At 64.4% G+C, this 18,385-nt stretch carries 21 protein-coding genes; 5 read left to right on the top strand and 16 right to left on the bottom strand.

The annotated features are described in order from the left end of the window. Nucleotides 1-158: 158 nt before the first annotated feature. Nucleotides 159-647 carry a substrate-binding periplasmic protein gene (locus M2S36_RS14370; RefSeq protein ID WP_207838171.1) on the top strand — a complete coding sequence of 163 codons (489 nt, stop codon included), beginning with the start codon at nucleotides 159-161 and terminating at the stop codon, nucleotides 645-647. 122 nt (nucleotides 648-769) lie between these two features. On the opposite strand, the gene M2S36_RS14365 is transcribed toward M2S36_RS14370, so the two are convergent. After that, a complete protein-coding gene (locus tag M2S36_RS14365) occupies nucleotides 770-1,273 on the bottom strand; it encodes a DUF523 domain-containing protein (RefSeq protein WP_233694050.1) in 504 nt (167 codons plus the stop codon). Further along, on the bottom strand, nucleotides 1,260-1,892 hold the full coding sequence (locus M2S36_RS14360; protein WP_333957369.1) for a 2OG-Fe(II) oxygenase: 633 nt from the start codon (nucleotides 1,890-1,892) through the stop codon (nucleotides 1,260-1,262). The genes M2S36_RS14365 and M2S36_RS14360 overlap by 14 nt, the downstream gene beginning before the upstream one ends. Nucleotides 1,893-2,005: 113 nt before the next feature. Here M2S36_RS14360 and M2S36_RS14355 point away from each other — a divergent pair, with 113 nt between their 5' ends. After that, a complete protein-coding gene (locus M2S36_RS14355) occupies nucleotides 2,006-2,758 on the top strand; it encodes a DUF2059 domain-containing protein (RefSeq protein WP_063912124.1) in 753 nt (250 codons plus the stop codon). Here the strand turns inward: M2S36_RS14355 and M2S36_RS14350 are convergent, their stop codons facing one another. Beyond that, the gene (locus tag M2S36_RS14350) at nucleotides 2,759-3,685 is read right to left on the bottom strand and encodes an alpha/beta hydrolase (protein WP_207837508.1); all 927 of its coding nucleotides are present in this window, start codon (nucleotides 3,683-3,685) and stop codon (nucleotides 2,759-2,761) included. Nucleotides 3,686-3,804: 119 nt separating this feature from the next. Between M2S36_RS14350 and M2S36_RS14345 the strand changes: the two genes are divergently transcribed. After that, nucleotides 3,805-4,374, top strand: a complete 570-nt coding sequence (locus M2S36_RS14345) for a DUF6436 domain-containing protein (RefSeq protein ID WP_207837506.1) — start codon at nucleotides 3,805-3,807, stop codon at nucleotides 4,372-4,374. Here the strand turns inward: M2S36_RS14345 and M2S36_RS14340 are convergent. Beyond that, nucleotides 4,353-4,919 carry a sugar O-acetyltransferase gene (locus M2S36_RS14340; RefSeq protein WP_087499796.1) on the bottom strand — a complete coding sequence of 189 codons (567 nt, stop codon included), beginning with the start codon at nucleotides 4,917-4,919 and terminating at the stop codon, nucleotides 4,353-4,355. The genes M2S36_RS14345 and M2S36_RS14340 overlap by 22 nt on opposite strands. A gap of 86 nt (nucleotides 4,920-5,005) precedes the next feature. Between M2S36_RS14340 and M2S36_RS14335 the strand changes: the two genes are divergently transcribed. Together M2S36_RS14335 and M2S36_RS14330 are read left to right on the top strand one after the other, a co-directional pair. Further along, nucleotides 5,006-7,369 carry a penicillin acylase family protein gene (locus M2S36_RS14335; RefSeq protein ID WP_207837504.1) on the top strand — a complete coding sequence of 788 codons (2,364 nt, stop codon included), beginning with the start codon at nucleotides 5,006-5,008 and terminating at the stop codon, nucleotides 7,367-7,369. A gap of 63 nt (nucleotides 7,370-7,432) precedes the next feature. Next, the gene (locus M2S36_RS14330; protein WP_207837502.1) at nucleotides 7,433-8,251 is read left to right on the top strand and encodes an alpha/beta fold hydrolase; all 819 of its coding nucleotides are present in this window, start codon (nucleotides 7,433-7,435) and stop codon (nucleotides 8,249-8,251) included. Nucleotides 8,252-8,380: 129 nt separating this feature from the next. Here M2S36_RS14330 and M2S36_RS14325 read toward each other — a convergent pair whose 3' ends face one another. From M2S36_RS14325 to cysW, 12 genes are all read right to left on the bottom strand, one after another. Then, a complete protein-coding gene (locus tag M2S36_RS14325) occupies nucleotides 8,381-9,253 on the bottom strand; it encodes a transporter substrate-binding domain-containing protein (protein ID WP_333957328.1) in 873 nt (290 codons plus the stop codon). Continuing rightward, nucleotides 9,250-10,023, bottom strand: a complete 774-nt coding sequence (locus M2S36_RS14320; protein WP_207837498.1) for an amino acid ABC transporter ATP-binding protein — start codon at nucleotides 10,021-10,023, stop codon at nucleotides 9,250-9,252. Before M2S36_RS14320 ends, M2S36_RS14325 begins: the two co-directional genes overlap by 4 nt. Next, nucleotides 10,020-10,679 carry an amino acid ABC transporter permease gene (locus M2S36_RS14315; RefSeq protein WP_207837497.1) on the bottom strand — a complete coding sequence of 220 codons (660 nt, stop codon included), beginning with the start codon at nucleotides 10,677-10,679 and terminating at the stop codon, nucleotides 10,020-10,022. Before M2S36_RS14315 ends, M2S36_RS14320 begins: the two co-directional genes overlap by 4 nt. Beyond that, the gene (locus M2S36_RS14310; protein ID WP_241106079.1) at nucleotides 10,660-11,325 is read right to left on the bottom strand and encodes an amino acid ABC transporter permease; all 666 of its coding nucleotides are present in this window, start codon (nucleotides 11,323-11,325) and stop codon (nucleotides 10,660-10,662) included. Before M2S36_RS14310 ends, M2S36_RS14315 begins: the two co-directional genes overlap by 20 nt. 219 nt (nucleotides 11,326-11,544) lie before the next feature. After that, nucleotides 11,545-12,330: a MetQ/NlpA family ABC transporter substrate-binding protein gene (locus M2S36_RS14305; RefSeq protein WP_063912133.1), complete on the bottom strand. Its 786-nt coding sequence runs from the start codon at nucleotides 12,328-12,330 to the stop codon at nucleotides 11,545-11,547. Between the two features lie 175 nt (nucleotides 12,331-12,505). Further along, on the bottom strand, nucleotides 12,506-13,336 hold the full coding sequence (locus M2S36_RS14300) for a sigma 54-interacting transcriptional regulator (protein WP_207837492.1): 831 nt from the start codon (nucleotides 13,334-13,336) through the stop codon (nucleotides 12,506-12,508). Between the two features lie 64 nt (nucleotides 13,337-13,400). Then, entirely contained in the window at nucleotides 13,401-13,982 is a 582-nt protein-coding gene (locus tag M2S36_RS14295) for an alpha/beta hydrolase (RefSeq protein ID WP_207837490.1), read from the bottom strand. Nucleotides 13,983-14,255: 273 nt separating this feature from the next. Beyond that, nucleotides 14,256-14,657, bottom strand: coding sequence for an ExbD/TolR family protein (locus M2S36_RS14290; RefSeq protein ID WP_063912136.1), 402 nt, complete (start codon nucleotides 14,655-14,657; stop codon nucleotides 14,256-14,258). Nucleotide 14,658: 1 nt separating this feature from the next. After that, nucleotides 14,659-15,378, bottom strand: a complete 720-nt coding sequence (locus tag M2S36_RS14285; RefSeq protein ID WP_063912137.1) for a MotA/TolQ/ExbB proton channel family protein — start codon at nucleotides 15,376-15,378, stop codon at nucleotides 14,659-14,661. Between the two features lie 30 nt (nucleotides 15,379-15,408). Next, a complete protein-coding gene (locus M2S36_RS14280) occupies nucleotides 15,409-16,200 on the bottom strand; it encodes an energy transducer TonB (RefSeq protein WP_333957325.1) in 792 nt (263 codons plus the stop codon). A 311-nt stretch (nucleotides 16,201-16,511) separates the two neighbouring features. Then, nucleotides 16,512-17,501, bottom strand: coding sequence for a sulfate/molybdate ABC transporter ATP-binding protein (locus M2S36_RS14275; protein ID WP_013974693.1), 990 nt, complete (start codon nucleotides 17,499-17,501; stop codon nucleotides 16,512-16,514). Between the two features lie 3 nt (nucleotides 17,502-17,504). Beyond that, a complete protein-coding gene (gene cysW / locus M2S36_RS14270) occupies nucleotides 17,505-18,377 on the bottom strand; it encodes a sulfate ABC transporter permease subunit CysW (RefSeq protein WP_063912139.1) in 873 nt (290 codons plus the stop codon). Nucleotides 18,378-18,385: the final 8 nt, after the last annotated feature.

Raw genomic sequence — 18,385 nt, 5'->3', positions numbered from 1 at the left:
GTTGATATGTGCGCCCAGATGTTCACATCGTCAGGCAGAAATATTTCAATCAAGGTTAAACAATGCCGAGGCTTCAAGGTCATAGGCTGCGCTCGACCACGGCGAGGAAAAAAGCCGTGGCGAAGGTTATTCATTTGCCAAAGAAGAAAGGGGCTTTCATGCGTTCGACCATAGGGGTATTGCTGGCGGTACTGATCACGCCATTGGCTCAGGCCGAGCTGATAGATGAAATCGCCGACCGGGGCGAACTGCGCATCGCCGTGCAGGCCGACAACTCACCGTACGCCTTCAAGGAAAATGACCACCTGACCGGTTTCGAGATCGAGTTCGGCCAGGACCTGGCCAGGGAGCTGGACCTGCGCGCCGAATTCATCGAAGCCCCCGCGACAGAGGTACTGCCCGGTGTCGAGAGTGGCAAGTACGACATCGCGCTGACCCCGTCGAGCGAATCGCCCAAAGGTGACGGCCAGCTCGATGTAAGCCTGCCGTTTGGCGAGAAGCAGCTGGTGATCCCGTTCCAGAAGGACAACCCGGCGTTCGAGAGCGCGGTGAACAATGCACTGCAGCGGCTCAAGGACAGCGGACGGACTGCCGAGCTTGAGCAGAAGTGGTTCAAGGGTGTGCCTGAGACTGCGGACGGGCAATAGGATTTTTACTGCCTGTACCGGCCTCTTCGCGGGTGAACCCGCTCCCACAGGGACATCACAAGCCTTGAGGGCTGTGGAGAACCTGTGGGAGCGGGTTCACCCGCGAAGAGGCCGGTACAGGCTTAAGCTGAAAGCCCAGCCAGCGCCTGCTGTGCCTCGTCCAGCTCCAGCTCGCTGAACACCAGCACCCCCGCCCGCCGCAGCAATGCCGTGGTCACCCCTTCCCCCGCCACCTTCACACCACTGAACGTGCCGTCATAGGTCAACCGGTTGCCACACGAAGGGCTACCCGCCTTCAGCACCGCCACGCGAATGCCGTGCCGGCGCACCAGCTCCAGCGCCCGTTGCGCCCCGGCCAGGAACTCGGCGCTGACATCCTCGCCCGTCACCGTCAGCACCTGCGCGCCACCGTCGAGCACCTCACCACCCTGCCCGCCCGGTATCTCTGCCGGCGGCCGTGGTGTCGGCAAGCCACCGGCCACTTCCGGGCACAACGGCACCACGCGCCCTTCGGCCTGCCAATGCTGCAAAAGGTCGGGGTGGCCACTGGCGCGGCCATCATAGCGCACTGGCTGCCCCAGCAGGCAGGCGCTGACCAGCACCTTGGGCAGGTCAGAACAGGTCATTGCCACGGCGCCGGAACCACCCGGTCAACGAAAGCCGCTCACGCCCGGCCGGCAGCACCTCATGGGGCACCTCGCCCGACAGGAAAACTACCAGGCAGCCCGCTACAGGCTGTACATCGTGCTCGACACCGCCCGCCAGGAACATGCGCAACTGGCCACCGTCCTGCGGCTGCCAGTCTTCATTCAGGTACAGCACCGCCGACACCATGCGACGGTCATCGTCACGGAAGCGGTCCAGGTGCCGGCGATAGAATGCCCCCGGTGGGTACAGGGCAAAATGGCACTCGAAGTCCTCCAGGCCGAGGAACAGGCCCTGGTTGATGGCCTGGCGCAGTTGGTCCATGGCGGCCAGGTACTGGTCGCAGGCCTCGGCCTGACCGGGGTCGATCCACTGGATCTGGTCGCCGCGGATGGCCTCGCGTACCTCCTGGGCAGCACCGCGCCCAACCCCCGCGGGGTTGAGTTCGCCTTCGGCATCACGGCGCCGGCACTCGGCCGCCAGCGCGCGCACCAGGTCGGCAGGCAGAAACAGCGCCTGCTGGGACCAGCCATGGGTGGCCAGATCGTCGACGACGGCCGCAAGCATCGGGTGTTCAGGGGAGATGTGCATGGCGCGCATCATATCCATTAGCCATGCCGGCGCACAGCGCCACTTGGCCGAGAAGCTCGCGGATATCTCGACAAACCGGCGCCCGGCCAAGGACAATAGCCACCTGCCGACAGGAGTCCTGAATGCGCCGTCTGTTTTCCCTGATTCTGCTGATGATCTGCACCGTGCCTGTCTGGGCAGACAACCTGGATCAACTGTACAAGGCCGCCGGCTGGCCCGACCAGCGCGCCCATTTCAACGATGCCCTGACCGCCGCCCAGGAACGCTACCGCAACAGTTTGCCACCCGCCGTGTACCAGGCGCTGGTCAACAACAGCAACCAGCGTTTCCAGGCCCAGGCGGTGGACCGGCGCGCCCAGGCGCAGCTGCGCGCAACCTTGGCCAACCCGGCACCGGCGCTGGCCTTTTTCCGCTCGCCGCTGGGCCGCAAGGTGGTAGCCGCCGAGCTCAAGGCCACACGCAAGGATGAACTGGCCAGGAATGCCAAGGGCCTGCCGAAAATCCAGGCCAGCGACGACCGCCTGCTGATCATCGGCCACCTGGCCCAGGCTCTGCCGGCGCGCGAAGCCGGCGCCGAAGTGAGCCTGGCCATCGCTGGAGTGGCGGCCGATAGCCTCAGCTCGATGATCCCCGGCCTGTTCGGCAGCGGCCAGGCCCAGGGCCTGCTCGACGGCCAGCGCCAACGCCTGATGAACCAGATCGGCGAAGACCTCAACAACACCTTGCTGTATGTCTACCGTGACCTGTCCGATGCCGAGCTGGAAGAGTTCGCCACCTTTGCCGAGTCGCCAGATGGCAAGGCTTACTACCAGGCCGCCCTGGCCGCAGTGCGCGCAGGCCTGGCGGTTGGCCAGAGCACCAACGACCTGAAGTGATCAGCCCAGGCGCTGGTCGATGAAGTCGAAGTAGCGCTGGCGAATGCCCGGTAGCTCGTTGGCCAGGTGGTGACGGGCCTCAGGCAGCATCAATATCTGTGGCTCGGCAAACTTGGCCTTGAGTACTTCAAGGTTGTACGGCCAGTCCACTGTGCCATCCGCCTCTCCTTGCACGATCAACGGCCGCCGCGTACTGCGCGGCGCGGCCTCGATGCGCTTGACCCAGGCAATCAAGGCGCCCACCCAGGCCGTTGGCAGGCGGCGCGGTTGCAGCGGGTCGGCTTCCAGAAACGGCAGAAAGGCCGGGTCATTGGTGTTCTCACTGAAACGCCGTTCGATGCCGTTCACGAAGTGACGCAGCACGCGATAGCTCAGCTTCGACCAGCGCCAGGCACAGGGCCGCACCAGCGGTGCCAACAGGATGACCTGGCCATCGATGGGGCTGCGCGCGCCCTGGTTCAACAGGTGGTCCACGGCGATGGCGCCACCGGTGCTTTGCCCGCACAAGTGCCAGGGGCGCGGCAGTTGCAGCGTGCGCGCCTGTTCGAACAATGCCTCCAGCACCTGCTGGTACACCGCGAAATCACTGATGCTGGCCCGCTCGCCGCTGGACAGACCGTGGCCGGGCAGGTCGCAGCTGATCACGGCGAAACCCTGTTTGAGCGCCCAATCGATCACATGCCGGTAGAGGCCCATATGGTCGTAATAGCCGTGCAGCAGGAACAGCGTCGCGGTCGGCTGTTCGGGTAGCCAGACCTGCCCGACCAGGTCGAACCCGGCAGCCTGAAAGCCACCCAGCCAGCTATGTGCCGGCAGGTTCAGGCCATAGAAGCGCTGATAGTCCTGCGCCTGCGCCGACAACGGCTGGCGAGCGGTCAGCGGCGCCAGGCTGGTGCGCAGGAGGTCAGGGTGAAAGGCAGCGGGCATCGGGTACATCCACAGTGAAGCAAGTATTGATCTGGGATATTCAGCTCTGGCTGGCGTCGTGGCAAGCTTGCTCACCTTCGAACCACCAGCACCGCTCCTACAGGGACCGCGGAAACTTCATGAAGACTCGGCTCATCAAACCGCTGTGCACGGCAATCACCCTTCTGGTCGGCGTGACCATCCTCTGGCAGGCCTACACCACCTTCCAGGCCCGCTACCTGCGACCGTTCGACAACCAGGCGACGCTGTTCGATGGTAGCCAGCTGCGACTGCCCACCGAACTGGCTGGCCCCGGCCCGATCCGGGTAGTGCATTTCTGGGACCCGGCCTGCCCGTGCAACGTCGGCAACCAGCAGCACCTGGGCGACCTGGTCAGCCAGTTCGCCAGCCAGGGCGTGATCTTCCACGTGCTGCAAAAGCCCGGCAGCCACGGCCAACTGCCCGCCAACCTCACCGCCCTCAAGCCACTCGCCGGCCTGCCCGGCAGCGAACACCTGCCCGCCTCCCCGGCGGTGGCTATCTGGGACCGGCAAGGCCACCTCGCCTACTTCGGCCCCTACAGTGAAGGCGCGGTGTGCAACGCCAGCAACAGCTTCGTCGAACCGATCCTCAAGGCGCTGCTCGACGGCCGCCAGGTGAGCGCCTCCAATACCCTGGCGGTGGGCTGCTACTGCTCTTGGGCCGGCTGACGCACCCGAGCCGGGTTGCCCACGACTACCGCGCCCGCCGGCACGTCACGGGTGACCACGCTACCGGCACCCACCACGGCGTTGTCACCGATGGTCACCCCCGGCAGGATGATCGCCGCGCCGCCGATCCACACGTTGTTGCCGATGGTCACCGGCCGACCGCTCTCCAGCCCGGTGCGGCGCACCTCGGGGTCGAGCGGGTGGTCGGCGGTATAGATCTGCACGTTGGGGCCGATCTGGCAGTCGTCACCGATACGCACCGGCAGCACGTCGAGGATCACGCAGCTGAAATTCATGAAGGTATTGCGGCCGACGCTGATGTTGTAGCCATAGTCGCAATAGAACGGCGGGCGGATCACCGCGCCTTCACCGACCTGGCCAAAGTGCTCTAGCAGCAGCCCGTGACGTGCGTCGTTGAGCAACTCGACACTGCTGTTGTAGCGGTGCATCCAGTGCTTGTTGGCGATCTGCTCGGCCTGCAGCTCGGGGCAGCCAGCGTGATAGAGCTGGCCTGTAAGCATTTTCTGTTTTTCGCTAAGGGACATGGAAACTCCTTCCTGGGGCTATGCTCTGTTCGCGAATCCGCCGATCATCGGACCACATTTTTCGCTTGAACGCACAAGGAGCCTGCATGAAGCGCAGCCTGACCCTGTTGGCCGTGGTAGTTGCCGTGGCCGCCGGCGCCGGATACTGGTATGTGCAGGGCAAGCTGCCACAACGCGAGGGCGAGGTGGCCATCGCTGGCCTGCAGGCCCCGGTCAGCGTGCGCTACGACGCCCGCGGCGTACCGCACCTGCAGGCGCAGAGCGAACCGGACCTGTACCGTGCCCTCGGTTACGTGCATGCCCAGGACCGGCTGTTCCAGATGGAGATCCTGCGCCGCCTGGCCCGGGGCGAGCTGGCCGAGGTGCTGGGTGACAAGCTGCTGCCCACCGACACCCTGTTCCGCAGCTTGCGCATTCGCGAGCAGGCAGCACTGATGGCCAAGCGTCAGGACCGGCAAGCGCCCGCCTGGCAAGCCCTGCAGGCCTACCTTGAGGGGGTGAACAGCTGGCAGGCCAGCCACCCCAAGCCCATGGAGTTCGACCTGCTGGGCATCACTGCGCGCCCGTTCAGCGCCGAAGACACCCTGAGCATCGCCGGCTACCTTGCCTACAGCTTTGCCGCCGCGTTTCGCACCGAGCCCGCGCTGACCTACATTCGCGACCAGTTGGGCCCCGAGTACCTGAACATCTTCGATCTCGCCTGGCAGCCCGAGGGCGCCTTGGGTACACCGCTGGCCGCTGCCGACTGGCAAAGCCTGGAAGCCCTCGCCCGCCTCAGCCATGAAGCACTGGGTGACGCGGGCATCCCGCAATTCGAGGGCAGCAACGCCTGGGCCGTGGCCGGTAGCCGTACCCGCAGTGGCAAGCCACTGCTGGCCGGCGACCCGCACATCGGTTTCGCGGTGCCGGCGGTGTGGTACGAGGCCGAGCTGTCGGCGCCCGGTTTCAACCTGTATGGCTACTTCCAGGCGCTCAACCCGTTCGCCCTGCTCGGCCACAACCGCGACTTTGGCTGGAGCCTGACCATGTTCCAGAACGACGACGTCGACCTGATCGCCGAACGCACCAACCCGGCCGACGCCAACCAGGTGATGGTCGATGGCAAATGGCAGGCGTTGGAGAAGACCGAGCAGCAGATCGCCGTCAAAGGCGAAGCACCGGTCACCCTCAGCCTGCGCCGCTCGCCCCACGGCCCGATCGTCAACGACGTGCTGGGCGCCACCGCCGGGCCCACGCCTATCGCCATGTGGTGGGCGTTCCTGGAAACCGAAAACCCGATTCTCGACGGTTTCTACCAGCTCAACCGCGCCAATACCCTGGGCAAGATGCGCGAGGCCGCGGCCAAGGTGCATGCGCCGGGGCTGAACCTGGTCTGGGCCAATGCCCGTGGCGATATCGGCTGGTGGGCGGCGGCGCAGTTGCCGATCCGCCCCGACGGCGTCGATCCCGCGTTCATCCTCGACGGTGGCAGTGCGCAGGCCGACAAGCTCGGCTTCTATCCATTCAGCGTCAACCCGCAACAGGAGAACCCGGCGCGCGGCTACATTGTCTCGGCCAACTACCAGCCGCCGGCGGTGGTGCCGGTACCGGGCTATTACAACCTGCCGGACCGTGGCCGCCAGCTCGACCGCCACCTGGCCGACCCCGAGGTGAAGTGGGACACCCAAAACAGCCAGGCGCTGCAACTGGACACTGCCAGCGACCATGGCCCGCGCACCCTTGCACCACTGCTGGCAACGCTACGTGCAGTGGCCGAAGGTGACGAAGAGAAAGAGCTGGTCGAGCAACTGGCAGCCTGGGGCGGCGACTACCCGCTCGACTCTACCAGCGCCACACTGTTCAACCAGTTCCTCTACGAACTGGCATTCGCGGCCCTGCATGACGAACTGGGCGACACCTGGTTCCCGGTGCTGATCAGCACCCGCGCCATCGACGCCGCCCTGCCGCGCCTGGCGGCGGATGCCGATTCGCCCTGGTGGAGCACTCGCGGAGGCAACCAGCGCACCGACCGTACCGCCGTGGTACGCACGGCGTGGCAGAACAGCTTGAAGCACCTGCGGGAGACTGTGGGCAGTGACCCGGCCAGCTGGCAGTGGGGCAAGGCGCATACCCTGACCCACAACCACCCGCTGGGGGTCAAAAAGCCGCTGAACCTGCTGTTCAACGTCGGCCCGTTCGCTGCACCGGGCACCCATGAAGTGCCGAACAACCTCTCGGCGAAAATCGGCCCGGCGCCATGGCCGGTGACCTATGGGCCGTCGACTCGGCGGCTGGTCGACTTTGCCGATGCCGGGCAGGCGCTGACCAGCAACCCGGTCGGCCAGAGTGGTGTGCCGTTCGACAGGCATTTTGCGGATCAGGCCGAAGGGTATGTGCAGGGGCAGTACCAGAAGGCGCAGATGGGGGTGATTCCGGCGCAGAGTACCTTGCGTCTGGTGCCAGTACCGTAGGGCTGCAAAGCGGCCCTCGACAATTTCGAATACCCTACAGCACTCCCGGCCGAGACCCATTCCATGCAAAGACACTTCATCGAAATCGACGGCGCCCGCATGAGCTACATCGACCAGGGCCAGGGTTTCCCGGTCCTGCTCGGCCACAGCTACCTGTGGTCCGCCGAGATGTGGCAGCCACAAATCGAGGCCTTGTCAGCACACTTCCGCGTCATCGTCCCCGAACTGTGGGGCCACGGCGGCTCCGATGCTCCGCCTGCCACGACCATCGACATGAGCGCCCTGGCCCGCCAGCATCTGGCACTGCTGGACGCCCTGGACATTGGCAAATGCCATTTGGTCGGCCTGTCGGTCGGCGGCATGTGGGGCGCGCAACTGGCCCTGGAACACCCCGAGCGGGTAGACCGCCTGGTGCTGATGGACACTTACCTCGGCGCCGAGCCGGAGGCGACCCGGCTCAAGTACTTCGGCCTGCTCGACGCCGCCAGTGCTGCGGGGCTGTTCCCGGAGCCATTGTTGGATATCGTCGTGCCGATCTTCTTCCATGCAGGCGGGCAGACTGTGCCGGAAGTGCGCGAAGGCTTCCGCGCAGCATTGAAGGCGAACAGCGCCGAGGTGATTCGGCACAGTCTCGATCCGATGGGGCGGGTGATCTTTGGCCGGCCAGACCTGTTGTCACGGCTGGGAGAACTGGCCAGTGAGCGGACCATCGTTGTCTGTGGCGACCAGGACATCCCACGGCCGCCGGAAGAGTCCAATGAAATGGCACGGATCATTGGCTGCCTGGCGGCGCAGATTCCGTTTGCGGGGCATATCTCCAGCCTGGAGAACCCGCGGGTGGTGAATGAATTCCTGTTGAACTGGCTGCCGCGCAACCAGTGATATTGCCGGGGCTGCCTTGCAGCCCTTGTGGGAGCGGGTTCACCCGCGAAGCAGGCAACTCGGTGTATGGCACCGGCTTTGCCGGTGTTCGCGGGTGAACCCGCTCCCACAACGGCCCCATTTACCCGACTAACCCTGCCACTTGCCCCCTTCCACAATCACGCTTTCCGGCTTGGTGTCATCGCTCAGTTCCTTGCGTACATACTGGTCATACAGCTTCAGCAGAAACTTCTCCTCCCCCAGCTTGGCCAGCTCGGCATTCACCCAGTCACGCAGCTCGGTGTTGCCCTTCTTCACCGCCGGTGCAATCGGGGCTTCTTCACCCAGCAGCTCAGGCAGCACGCGGTAGCCCGGGTTCTGCTTGGCCCAGCTGAACAGAATCAGGTTGTCCTGTGCATAGGCATCGCCACGGCCGGTGGCCAGCGCTTGTAGCGACTCGCTGTTCTTCTCGAACTTGAGCAGTTTCCAGTCCGGATGGTTCTTGGTCAGCCAGATATCAGCGGTAGTGCCGGTGGTGACGATGATGGTCTTGTCGGCCAGGTCGTCGAGCTTCTGCACCGGGCTGCCATCCGCGACGATGGCCTGCACGGCAACGCGCAGGTTGGGGTTGGTGAAGTCCACCGCGTCCTTGCGCTCCGGGGTCACGGTCATGTTGGCGAGGATCAGGTCGACCTTGTCGCTCTGCAGGAACGGGATACGGCTGGCCGGCTCCACGGCAACGAACTCGACCTTGTTTTCATCGCCCAGCAGGTCCTTGGCCAGGCGCCGGCCGATGTCGGTATCAAAGCCCACGTAGCGGCCCTTTTCATCGACGAAACCGAACGGTGGCTTGTCGGTGAACACCCCGACGATCAGCTTGTCACGGGCCTTGATGGTTTCCAGGTAGCTGGTGGACGGCGAGGCCGCCGCGGGCTTGGGTGGTTCTTCAGCCTTGTTGCAGCCGGCCAGCAGGGCCAGGCCGAACAGCGGCACCAGCAGTTTGGTGAGGTTGGCAGTTTTCATGACAGTTCCTTGTGCAGTGTCTTCGGCAGGCTTTCTACGAAGGAGAATTTCTCCAGGAACTGCTGCGCGCGTGCGGTCCGCGGTCGGGTGAAGAAGCTCTCGGGGTCACCCTGTTCAAGGACCCTGCCGGCCTCCATGAACACGATGCGGTCGGCCACCGCGCGAGCGAAGGCCATTTCGTGGGTAACGATGAGCAAGGTCATACCGTCGCGGGCCAGGCCCTGGATCACCTGCAGCACCTCCTTGACCATTTCCGGGTCGAGGGCCGCGGTAACCTCGTCGAACAGCATCACCTCGGGGTTCATGCACAGCGAGCGCACGATGGCGATGCGCTGTTGCTGGCCCCCGGACAACTGCCGGGGAAAGGCGTCGCGCTTGTCCAGCAGGCCGACCCGCGCCAACAGCGCCTCGGCCTGGGCCTGCGCTTCGGCGCGCTCGCGCTTTTGCACCTTGAGCGGGCCAAGCAGCAGGTTGTCGATCACGCTCATGTGGCCGAACAGGTGATAGCTCTGGAACACCATGCCGACCCGCTGGCGGATTTCGCGCCAATCGGTGCGCGGGTCGAGCAGCTCCTGCCCGGCCAGGCGCAAGTGGCCGCCGTGGGCCTGCTCCAGGCCGTTGAGGCAGCGCAGCAGCGTGCTTTTGCCACAGCCGCTGGGGCCGAGAATGACTACCACCTCGCCGGCCGCCACCTGGAGGTCGACGTCCTTGAGCACCTGGTGCTCGCCAAAGAACTTGTTGAAACCCTGGAATTCGATCAATGCGCTCATGAGTGGGCCCAGCGGCGTTCCAGCACGCGTGAAGCGGCGGACAGCGGATAACAGACGATGAAGAAGAACAGGAACAAGGCACCGTAGATCAGCACCGACTCGTAGGTGCGTTCGATGATCTGCTGGCCGGCCTTGATCACCTCGACCACGCCGATCAGCACCGCCAGCGAGCTGGTCTTGATGATTCGCGTGTAGATGTTGATGGTCGGCGGGGTCATGCGCTTGAGCGCCTGTGGCAACAGCACGTAGCCAAACAGCTGCCAGCCGGCCAGGCCGATCGACAGCCCCGCCTCGCGCTGGCCGCGCGGCAGCGAACGTAGCGCGCCTCGCACCACCTCACCCACCTCGCTGGCGCCCCACAGGCCCAGCACCAGCACCGCGCACCAGAAGCTGGGGATGCTCAGGGCAAAGAAGATCGGCAGGCCGAAGAACACCAGGTACAGCCAGACCAGCACCGGGATGGCACGGAACAGTTCCAGGTACACCTGCAAGGCGATATTCAGGGCCCGGTTGCCCAAGGTTGCCAACACACCATAAAGCACACCGCCCAGCGTCGCGAAGAGGATGCCCAGCGCGGAGATGGCCAGGGTCTGCGCCGCACCGCCTGCCAGCTGCGGCAACGCCTGCAACAGCAGTTCAGACGCCGAACTGGGCATGTTGCAGCCTCCTTTCGACATGGCGCAGCAGCAACGACAGCGGCAGGAACAGCAGCACGCAGAGCAGGGTCAGCACGGTGAGCATTTCATAGGTCTTGTAGTACAGCGCGATGTAGTTCTTGGTGGTGTAGAGGATTTCCGGCACGGCCACCGCCGACACCACGGTGGTTTCCTTGAGCAGGAAGATAAAGTTGGCGAACAGCGCCGGCAGGCTGAGGATGCCGGCCTGCGGCAGCACCACGTGGCGCAGCAGCTGGCCTTCGGACAGGCCGATGGAGCGCCCGGACTCCAGCTGGGCACGGGGCACGGCCTCGATGCCGGCGCGCAGCACTTCGGTCAGGTAGGCACCGCCCATGAAAGTCATGGTGATGATTGCCGCGGCAAAGCCGGAAATCTTCAGGCCCAGGCTGGGCAAGGCGAAGTAGACGAAGAACAGCTGGATCAGCAGCGGCGTGTTGCGCGCCAGCTCCACGTAGGCTTTTACCAGGCGCCACAGGTACGGGGTGCGCAATACCAGCAGTGTGGCGTTGACCAGGGCGACCAGCAGCGAGGTGACGATGGCGATCAGGCCGACCTGCAGGGTCACGCCCACTGCCTTGAGGAAGGCGGGCAGCGTGCTGAGGATGAATGCGGTGTCGAGGGTCATGGGTAAAGCAGGTCTGCAGGGTGCGCGTGGGCACGATAGATAGACTCTAATGATCTAAAAACTTTTTAGTAAATACCTTTATAGAATATTCATATCACCGAGACGTCACGCAGTACCCTGTGGGAGCGGGCGCGCCCGCTCCCACAGGGTACTGCGCCCACAAGCAAAAACGCCGACACGTGGTGTCGGCGTTGGGTCATGCAAGGTAATGCAAGCGCATCAGAACGCCGGCAGCACCGCACCCTGGTACTTCTTGGCGATGAATTCCTTCACTTGCGGGCTGGTCAGGGCCTTGGCCAGTTTCTGGATGGCTTCGCTGTCCTTGTTGTCCGGGCGGGCGACCAGGAAGTTCACGTATGGCGAGTCGCTGCCTTCGATCACCAGCGCGTCCTTGGCCGGGTTCAGGCCGGCTTCCAGAGCGTAGTTGGTGTTGATCATGTCCAGGTCGACCTGGTCCAGCACACGCGGCAGCATGGCCGACTCAAGCTCGCGGAACTTCAGCTTCTTCGGGTTCTCGGCGATGTCCTTGGGGGTGGCCAGGGCGTTCTTCGGATCCTTCAGGGTGATCAGGCCAGCCTTCTGCAACAACAGCAGGGCGCGGCCGCTGTTGCTGCCCTCGTTAGGGATGGCAACGGTGGCGCCTTCCTTCAGTTCGCTCAGGCTCTTGACCTTCTTCGAGTAACCACCGAAGGGTTCGACGTGCACGCCGATCACGGTATCCAGGTGGGTGCCCTTGCCTTCGTTGAAGTTCTGCAGGTACGGCAGGGTCTGGAAGTAGTTGGCGTCCAGGCGCTTCTGGTCAACCTGCACATTCGGCTGCACGTAGTCGGTGAAGACCTTGATCTGCAGGTCCACACCTTCCTTGGCCAGGGTCGGCTTGATCAGCTCGAGGATTTCGGCGTGCGGTACCGGGGTGGCGGCAACTACCAGTTTCTCGGCGGCGGCAGCCAGGCCGGCGAACGACAGGGCAGCGGCCAGGGCAGTGGTCAGCAGGGTCTTCTTCATGGTGGTCCTTGTTCTGGTTCTGGGCCATCGACGATGGCGAATCGGGTGCCCAACCGGTTCACCAGCGGGCGTGAGGCGGACAATACCTAGATTTTTTATTCCGTAACAATATCTTTTATTTAGCTGCTTATTCCAAAAACAGACTGCCATCAGCCACGTTGCTTATGAGCTGTGTCTAGCGCGCGGGGTCGGGCAGGTCGAGGTCCTCGGCCAGGATCTCTTCGCCGTCATTCACCAGCAAGGCAAAGTGGATGACGTTCTCCAGTTCACGGGTGTTGCCGGGCCAGGGGTGCGCCTCCAGCACCTGCTGCGCCGCCTCGCTCACCAGCGGCACAGGCCGCTGCAGGCGCACGCTGTAGATGCCCACGAAGTACTCGGCCAACGGCAGGATATCGCCCGGCCGCTCGCGCAGCGGCGGCAGTTCCAGCGCCCCCTCGCGCAGGTACTGGTACAGGCGCTCGTTGAAACGCCCCGCACGCACCACCCGCGCCAGGTCGATACTGGTGGCGGCCACCAGGCGCACGTCCACTGGTTGCGGCTGTTGCGCGCCCACCCGGGTTACCTCGCGGTTCTCCAGGGCGGCCAGCAGCTTGCCCTGGATGGCCAGCGGCAAGTCGGCGATTTCGTCCAGGTACAACGTGCCGCCGTTTGCCGAGCCGAACCAGCCGGCACGGCTGCTGGCTGTACCGCCCTGGCTGCCGGCGCTGTAGCCGAACAGCTCGGCATCGGCATAGGTAGGGCTGATGCCTGCGCAGTTGACCGACACGAACAGCCCGCTGCGGTCGCTGGCCCGGTGGATCTGCCGGGCCAGCAGTTCCTTGCCGGTGCCGGTTTCGCCACGGATCAGTACCGGCAGGGGTTGCGGCGCCAGCTGCTCCAGCTCTGCGCGCAACTGCTGCGAACGCGGGTCGATGAACACCAGCGCCTTGGCGCGGATGCTCAACGGGCTCTTGTCCAGCTCGGGGAAGGTCAGCAACGGCTGGCCGAAGGGGTTTTGAAAAGTCATGACGAACTCCCGCCCCAGGCCTGCAGTGGCCGGGCGTCAGGCAAACGGTAAACAGTAAGGGCGATCAGGCGCGGCGCAGTGCGCGCTGCTCGACCCGGCTTTGCAAGCGATACAGGTAGGCGAAGCCTTGTTCCCAGCGCTCATGGCCGGACTTGACGTTGATATGCCCGGCGTTGGTCAGCAGCCCTGCTTCGGCGCCCCATACCTGGGCCAGGTACAGCGCCCTTGGCACGCTCACGGCCGGGTCGTTGTCGGAGCTGACCACCTGGCTTGGGAACGGCAGTGCCTCGGTCGGGATCGGCGCGAAGTTGCGCAGGGCTGGCGCGCAGGTCGGCCGCTCTACATCAGCGGGTGCCACCAGTAGCGCGCCGCGTACACGCCGCAGCAGGGCCGGGCTGGCTTGCGCGGCCCAATGAGCGACGGTGATGCAACCCAGGCTGTGGGCGATCAGAATCACCGGCGAGCGCTCGGCGGCAATCGCCTGCTCCAGCGCTTGCACCCAGTCCCGGCGTTGCGGGGTCAGCCAGTCGTGCTGCTCGACCCGGGCACTGTTGGGCAGGGTGCGCTGCCAGTGACTCTGCCAATGGTTGTCTGGCGATCCTTGCCAGCCCGGCACAATCAGGTAGCGAATCGACTCATTGCGCATGGGGACGCCTCCAGTGAGTTTGCGTGCTTGGAGACAAGTATAGGGAGGGAGTTATATCAGTAAAGGAATAAGAAGCTATTTGTTAATAACCAAAATTCAATCCCTGTGGGAGCGGGTTTACCCGCGAATGCGTCGGTGACGCCTACATCGCATTCGCGGGTAAACCCGCTCCCACAGGGGGCATCGATATCAATGAAATCCAGGCAAAAAAAGGGGCCATCCCCTGCCAAGAGATATGGCCCCTAAGCACTTGCCTGAAGAGAAGTGGCAGGTTTAGCGCGCGGTAATCACCGCCAGCTTGCTGATCCCCGCACGTTCGATAGCCGCCATGGCCCGCGCCACCTCGCCGTAGTTCACGCCGTCATCAGCCTGCAGCTGTACACGCACGTCCGCGTCCTTGTCCTTGGCAGCCTTGAGGCTGGTTTCCAGCAGGTCGGGCTGGATTTCGTCCTTGTTGATGAACAACTTGCCGCCACCATCGATGCTGACCACCAGCGGGTCCTTCTGCTCCACCGGGGCCACGGCCTCGGTCTTGGGCAGGTTGATGGGGATGGCATTGGTCAGCAGCGGCGCAGTGACGATGAATACCACCAGCAGCACCAGCATGACGTCCACCAAGGGCGTGACGTTGATTTCACTGAGGACTTCGTCGCTGTCCTGGGTAGAAAAGGCCATGTCAGGACGCCTCCTTCACCGGCTGGGTGAAGCCGGCCTGGGGCCTGTGCACCGCCGGGTGCACCAGCACGCGGAAGGCACTCTTCTGCGCCAGGCTGTAGAAGTCGTGGGCGAAGTCATCGAGGTCGGCGGCGGTGAGCTTGAGGCGGCGCAGGAAGTAGTTGTAGACCAGCACCGCCGGCACCGCGACGGCGATACCCACGCCGGTGGCCACCAGTGCCGCGCCAATCGGCCCGGCCACGGTTTCCAGGCTGGCGGAGCCGGCCGCGCTGATGCCCTTGAGCGCTTCCATGATGCCCCACACGGTGCCGAACAGGCCGATGAAGGGCGAGGTGCTGCCGATACTGGCGACCACCGCCAGGCCGGTTTCCAGCGAGCGGCGCTCACGCACGATCTGCTGGCGCAGGGCACGCTCCAGGCGGTCCTGGTGGTTGATGGCGTGGCTCAGGTCGTTGGCCTGGCTGTCACCGACAGCGATGGCGGCGTAACCGGCCTGGGCAACGCGTGCGGCCGGGCCAGGCAGTTCGTGGCTGGGCTCGGCAGCCGAGTCCAGGCTCGAGGCGGCCCAGAATTGCTGGTGGAAGCGCTTGTCCTGATGCTTCAGCCGCACGAACTGCACGACCTTGACCAGGGCCAGGCCCCAGGTGACGACAGAAAAACCGACCAGCAGCCAGATGACTGCGCTTTCAACGGATTCGAGGGGGGATGCCAGCAGGCTCATGATGATGTCTTCCTGTGTTCTGCGAGAAAGTTAGCGAAGCTTGAAATCGATCGGTACGCTGACCCAGCCGGTCTGGGCCACGTCGCCCTGCTTGGCAGGCACGAAGCTCCAGCGCTTGACCGCGGCCAGTGCGGCAGCGTCGAGGGCATCGCGGCCGCTGCTCTTCTGGATCTGGATCTGCCCGGGCTTGCCGCTGGGCAGCACCTCGACGCGCAGCAGTACGGTGCCTTCCCAACCGCGGCGCTGAGCCATCTGCGGGTACTCCGGCGCCGGGTTCTTCAGGTACGCCGCGTTGGCCGAGGCCGGGGTGACCGGGGCCGGCGCGGGTGGCGCTGGCGGTGCCGGGGCGGCCACAGGGGCTGGCGGCGGTGCCTCGACCGGCTTGGGCTGTGGCTTGGGCTGTTGCTTGACCACCGGCTTGGGTACGGGTTTTGGCTTGGGTTTGGGCTTGGCGGCCAGTTCGTCGACCACAGGCGGCGGTGGCGGCTGGACCACCGGCGGTGCCGGGGCTGGTGGCGGTGGCTCGACTACAGGCGGCGCCGGCGCGGCGAACTCGATGGTCATGGGCGGTACTTGCGGTGGCACCACCGGCAGCTCGGGCGTTGGTGCCTGGCTGACCCAGTACGCTGCAGCGCCATGCAGGGCCAGCACCAGCAGGCTCAACACCAGCTTGTCGCGGCGCTTGAGCCCACTGACGGGCGTGCGTTGCAGGCGCAGCTGGCCAAGCGGAAGGCGAAGCGTGCGTCCAAGGTCGACCAGGTCGCCCGGGGCCGGGCGCCATGGCTGGTCGTAGGCCCTGACGGCCGACTGGACATTACCCATTGATCAAACTCCTGGGGTCTCGATTCAGGTGTGTGGCTGAATCATCGCGGTCAGGGGCTTATCTCTTAAAGTAATGTTTAAAATTATAGTTAGAACTTTACTGAATATACACTTTGGCGAGTTTTCTCAACGCCGCGAGTTTCGCGGGATGTAGCAGAGCGAGCCATGAATCATGCTTTGCACGCATTCAAAATATTCGCGCAAGGCATGAGATTGCCGCGAGGGCCGCGCCGGCGATGGGCTGCAAAGCNNATCTCCCAGGCAATAAAAAACCCGGGACCAACCCCGGGCTTTTCATCATCAAAGGCGACTCAGATATCCGCCACCTTCTGCCAAACCTTCGGCCGGAAGAACAACGTCTCCCCTCGCGCCAACCCGGTCAGGCTGTCATGGTCCTTGACCACCTCGGCCTCGATCAGCTCGCTCTGCCCTTCCACCTTCAAGGTTACCCGCGTGGTCGCGCCCAACGGGCGGATATCGCGCACCTCGGCCGCATGGTGCCCTTCGGTCTCGTGCCGCGACAGCGACACTTCGTGCGGGCGGAACAGCACATGATGCCCTTCGCTCAGGGCCAGGCGGTTGGAGTCACCGAGGAAGTGGTAGACGAAATCGTTGGCCGGGTGCTCGTACACCTCGCCCGGCGAGCCGATCTGCTCGATCACGCCCTTGTTCATCACCACGATGCGGTCAGCCACCTCCATGGCCTCTTCCTGGTCGTGGGTGACGAACACCGACGTCAGGTTGATGTCCTCGTGCAGGCGCGCCAGCCAGCGGCGCAGCTCCTTGCGCACCTTGGCATCCAGCGCACCGAACGGCTCGTCCAGCAGCAGCACCTTGGGTTCCACCGCCAGGGCGCGGGCCAGGGCGATACGCTGGCGCTGGCCACCGGACAACTGCTCGGGGTAGCGGTCGGACAGCCAGTCCAGTTGCACCATGTTCAGCAGTTCATGCACCTTCTCGGCAATCTTGCTCTCGCTCGGGCGCTCGCCCTTGGGCTTCATGCGCAGGCCGAAGGCAACGTTGTCGAACACACTCATGTGGCGGAACAACGCGTAGTGCTGGAACACGAAACCGACGTTGCGGTCGCGCACGTCATGGCCGGACACGTCCTCGCCATGGAACACGATATTGCCCTGGTCCGGGGTTTCCAGGCCGGCGATGATGCGCAGCAGGGTAGTCTTGCCGCAGCCGGACGGGCCAAGCAGGGCCACCAGCTCGCCGCTGTTGATGTCCAGGTTGATGTTGTCCAGGGCCTGGAAGCTGTTGAAGCGCTTGCTGACGTTACGAACTTCGATCGACATGAATCATTCCTCCGCGGCGCTGTGGCGCAGGCGGTTAATACGGTTCTCGCTCCACTGCTTGAGCAGCAGGATGAAGAGCGCCAGGATCAGCAACAGGCTGGCCACGCTGAAGGCCGCGACGTGGTTGTACTCGTTGTAGAGGATCTCCACGTGCAGCGGCAAGGTGTTGGTCACGCCGCGGATGTGGCCCGACACCACCGACACCGCGCCAAACTCGCCCATGGCCCGCGCGGTGCACAGCACCACGCCGTAGATCAGGCCCCATTTGATGTTCGGCAGGGTCACGTGCCAGAACATCTGCCAGCCATTGGCGCCGAGCAGGCGCGCGGCCTCCTCTTCCTGCGTGCCCTGCTCCTGCATCAGCGGGATCAGCTCACGGGCCACGAACGGCACGGTGACGAAGATGGTGGCCAGGACGATGCCCGGCAGGGCGAACACGATCTGGATATCGTGGTCCTGCAACCACGGCCCGAACAGGCCTTGCGCGCCGAACATCAGCACGTAGACCAGGCCGGCGATCACCGGCGATACCGAGAACGGCAGGTCGATCAGGGTGACCAGGATGCTCTTGCCACGGAAGGTGTACTTGCTCACGCACCAGGCGGCGCTGACGCCGAACACCAGGTTCAGCGGCACCGAAATGACCACGGCCAGCAGGGTCAGCTTCAGCGCCGACAACGCGTCAGGCTCGAAGATCGCCTCGAAGAAGGTGCCAAAGCCGTTCTTCAGCGCCTGCGACACCACGATTACCAGCGGCAGCAGCAGGAACAGCGCGAACACCAGCCAGCCAAGGCCGATCAGGATGCGCCGCGATGTGGCGCTGCCCCGGCGGGCGGCATTGGCGGCGGCGGTTGCATTCAGGGATGTACTGGACATGCCGGCCT

Origin of the sequence: Pseudomonas sp. SF2, from assembly GCF_036858055.1 — a bacterium.
Lineage (GTDB): Bacteria > Pseudomonadota > Gammaproteobacteria > Pseudomonadales > Pseudomonadaceae > Aquipseudomonas.
The sequence above is the reverse complement of the archived record's forward strand: the minus strand, read 5'-3'. Positions and strand labels throughout refer to the sequence as shown.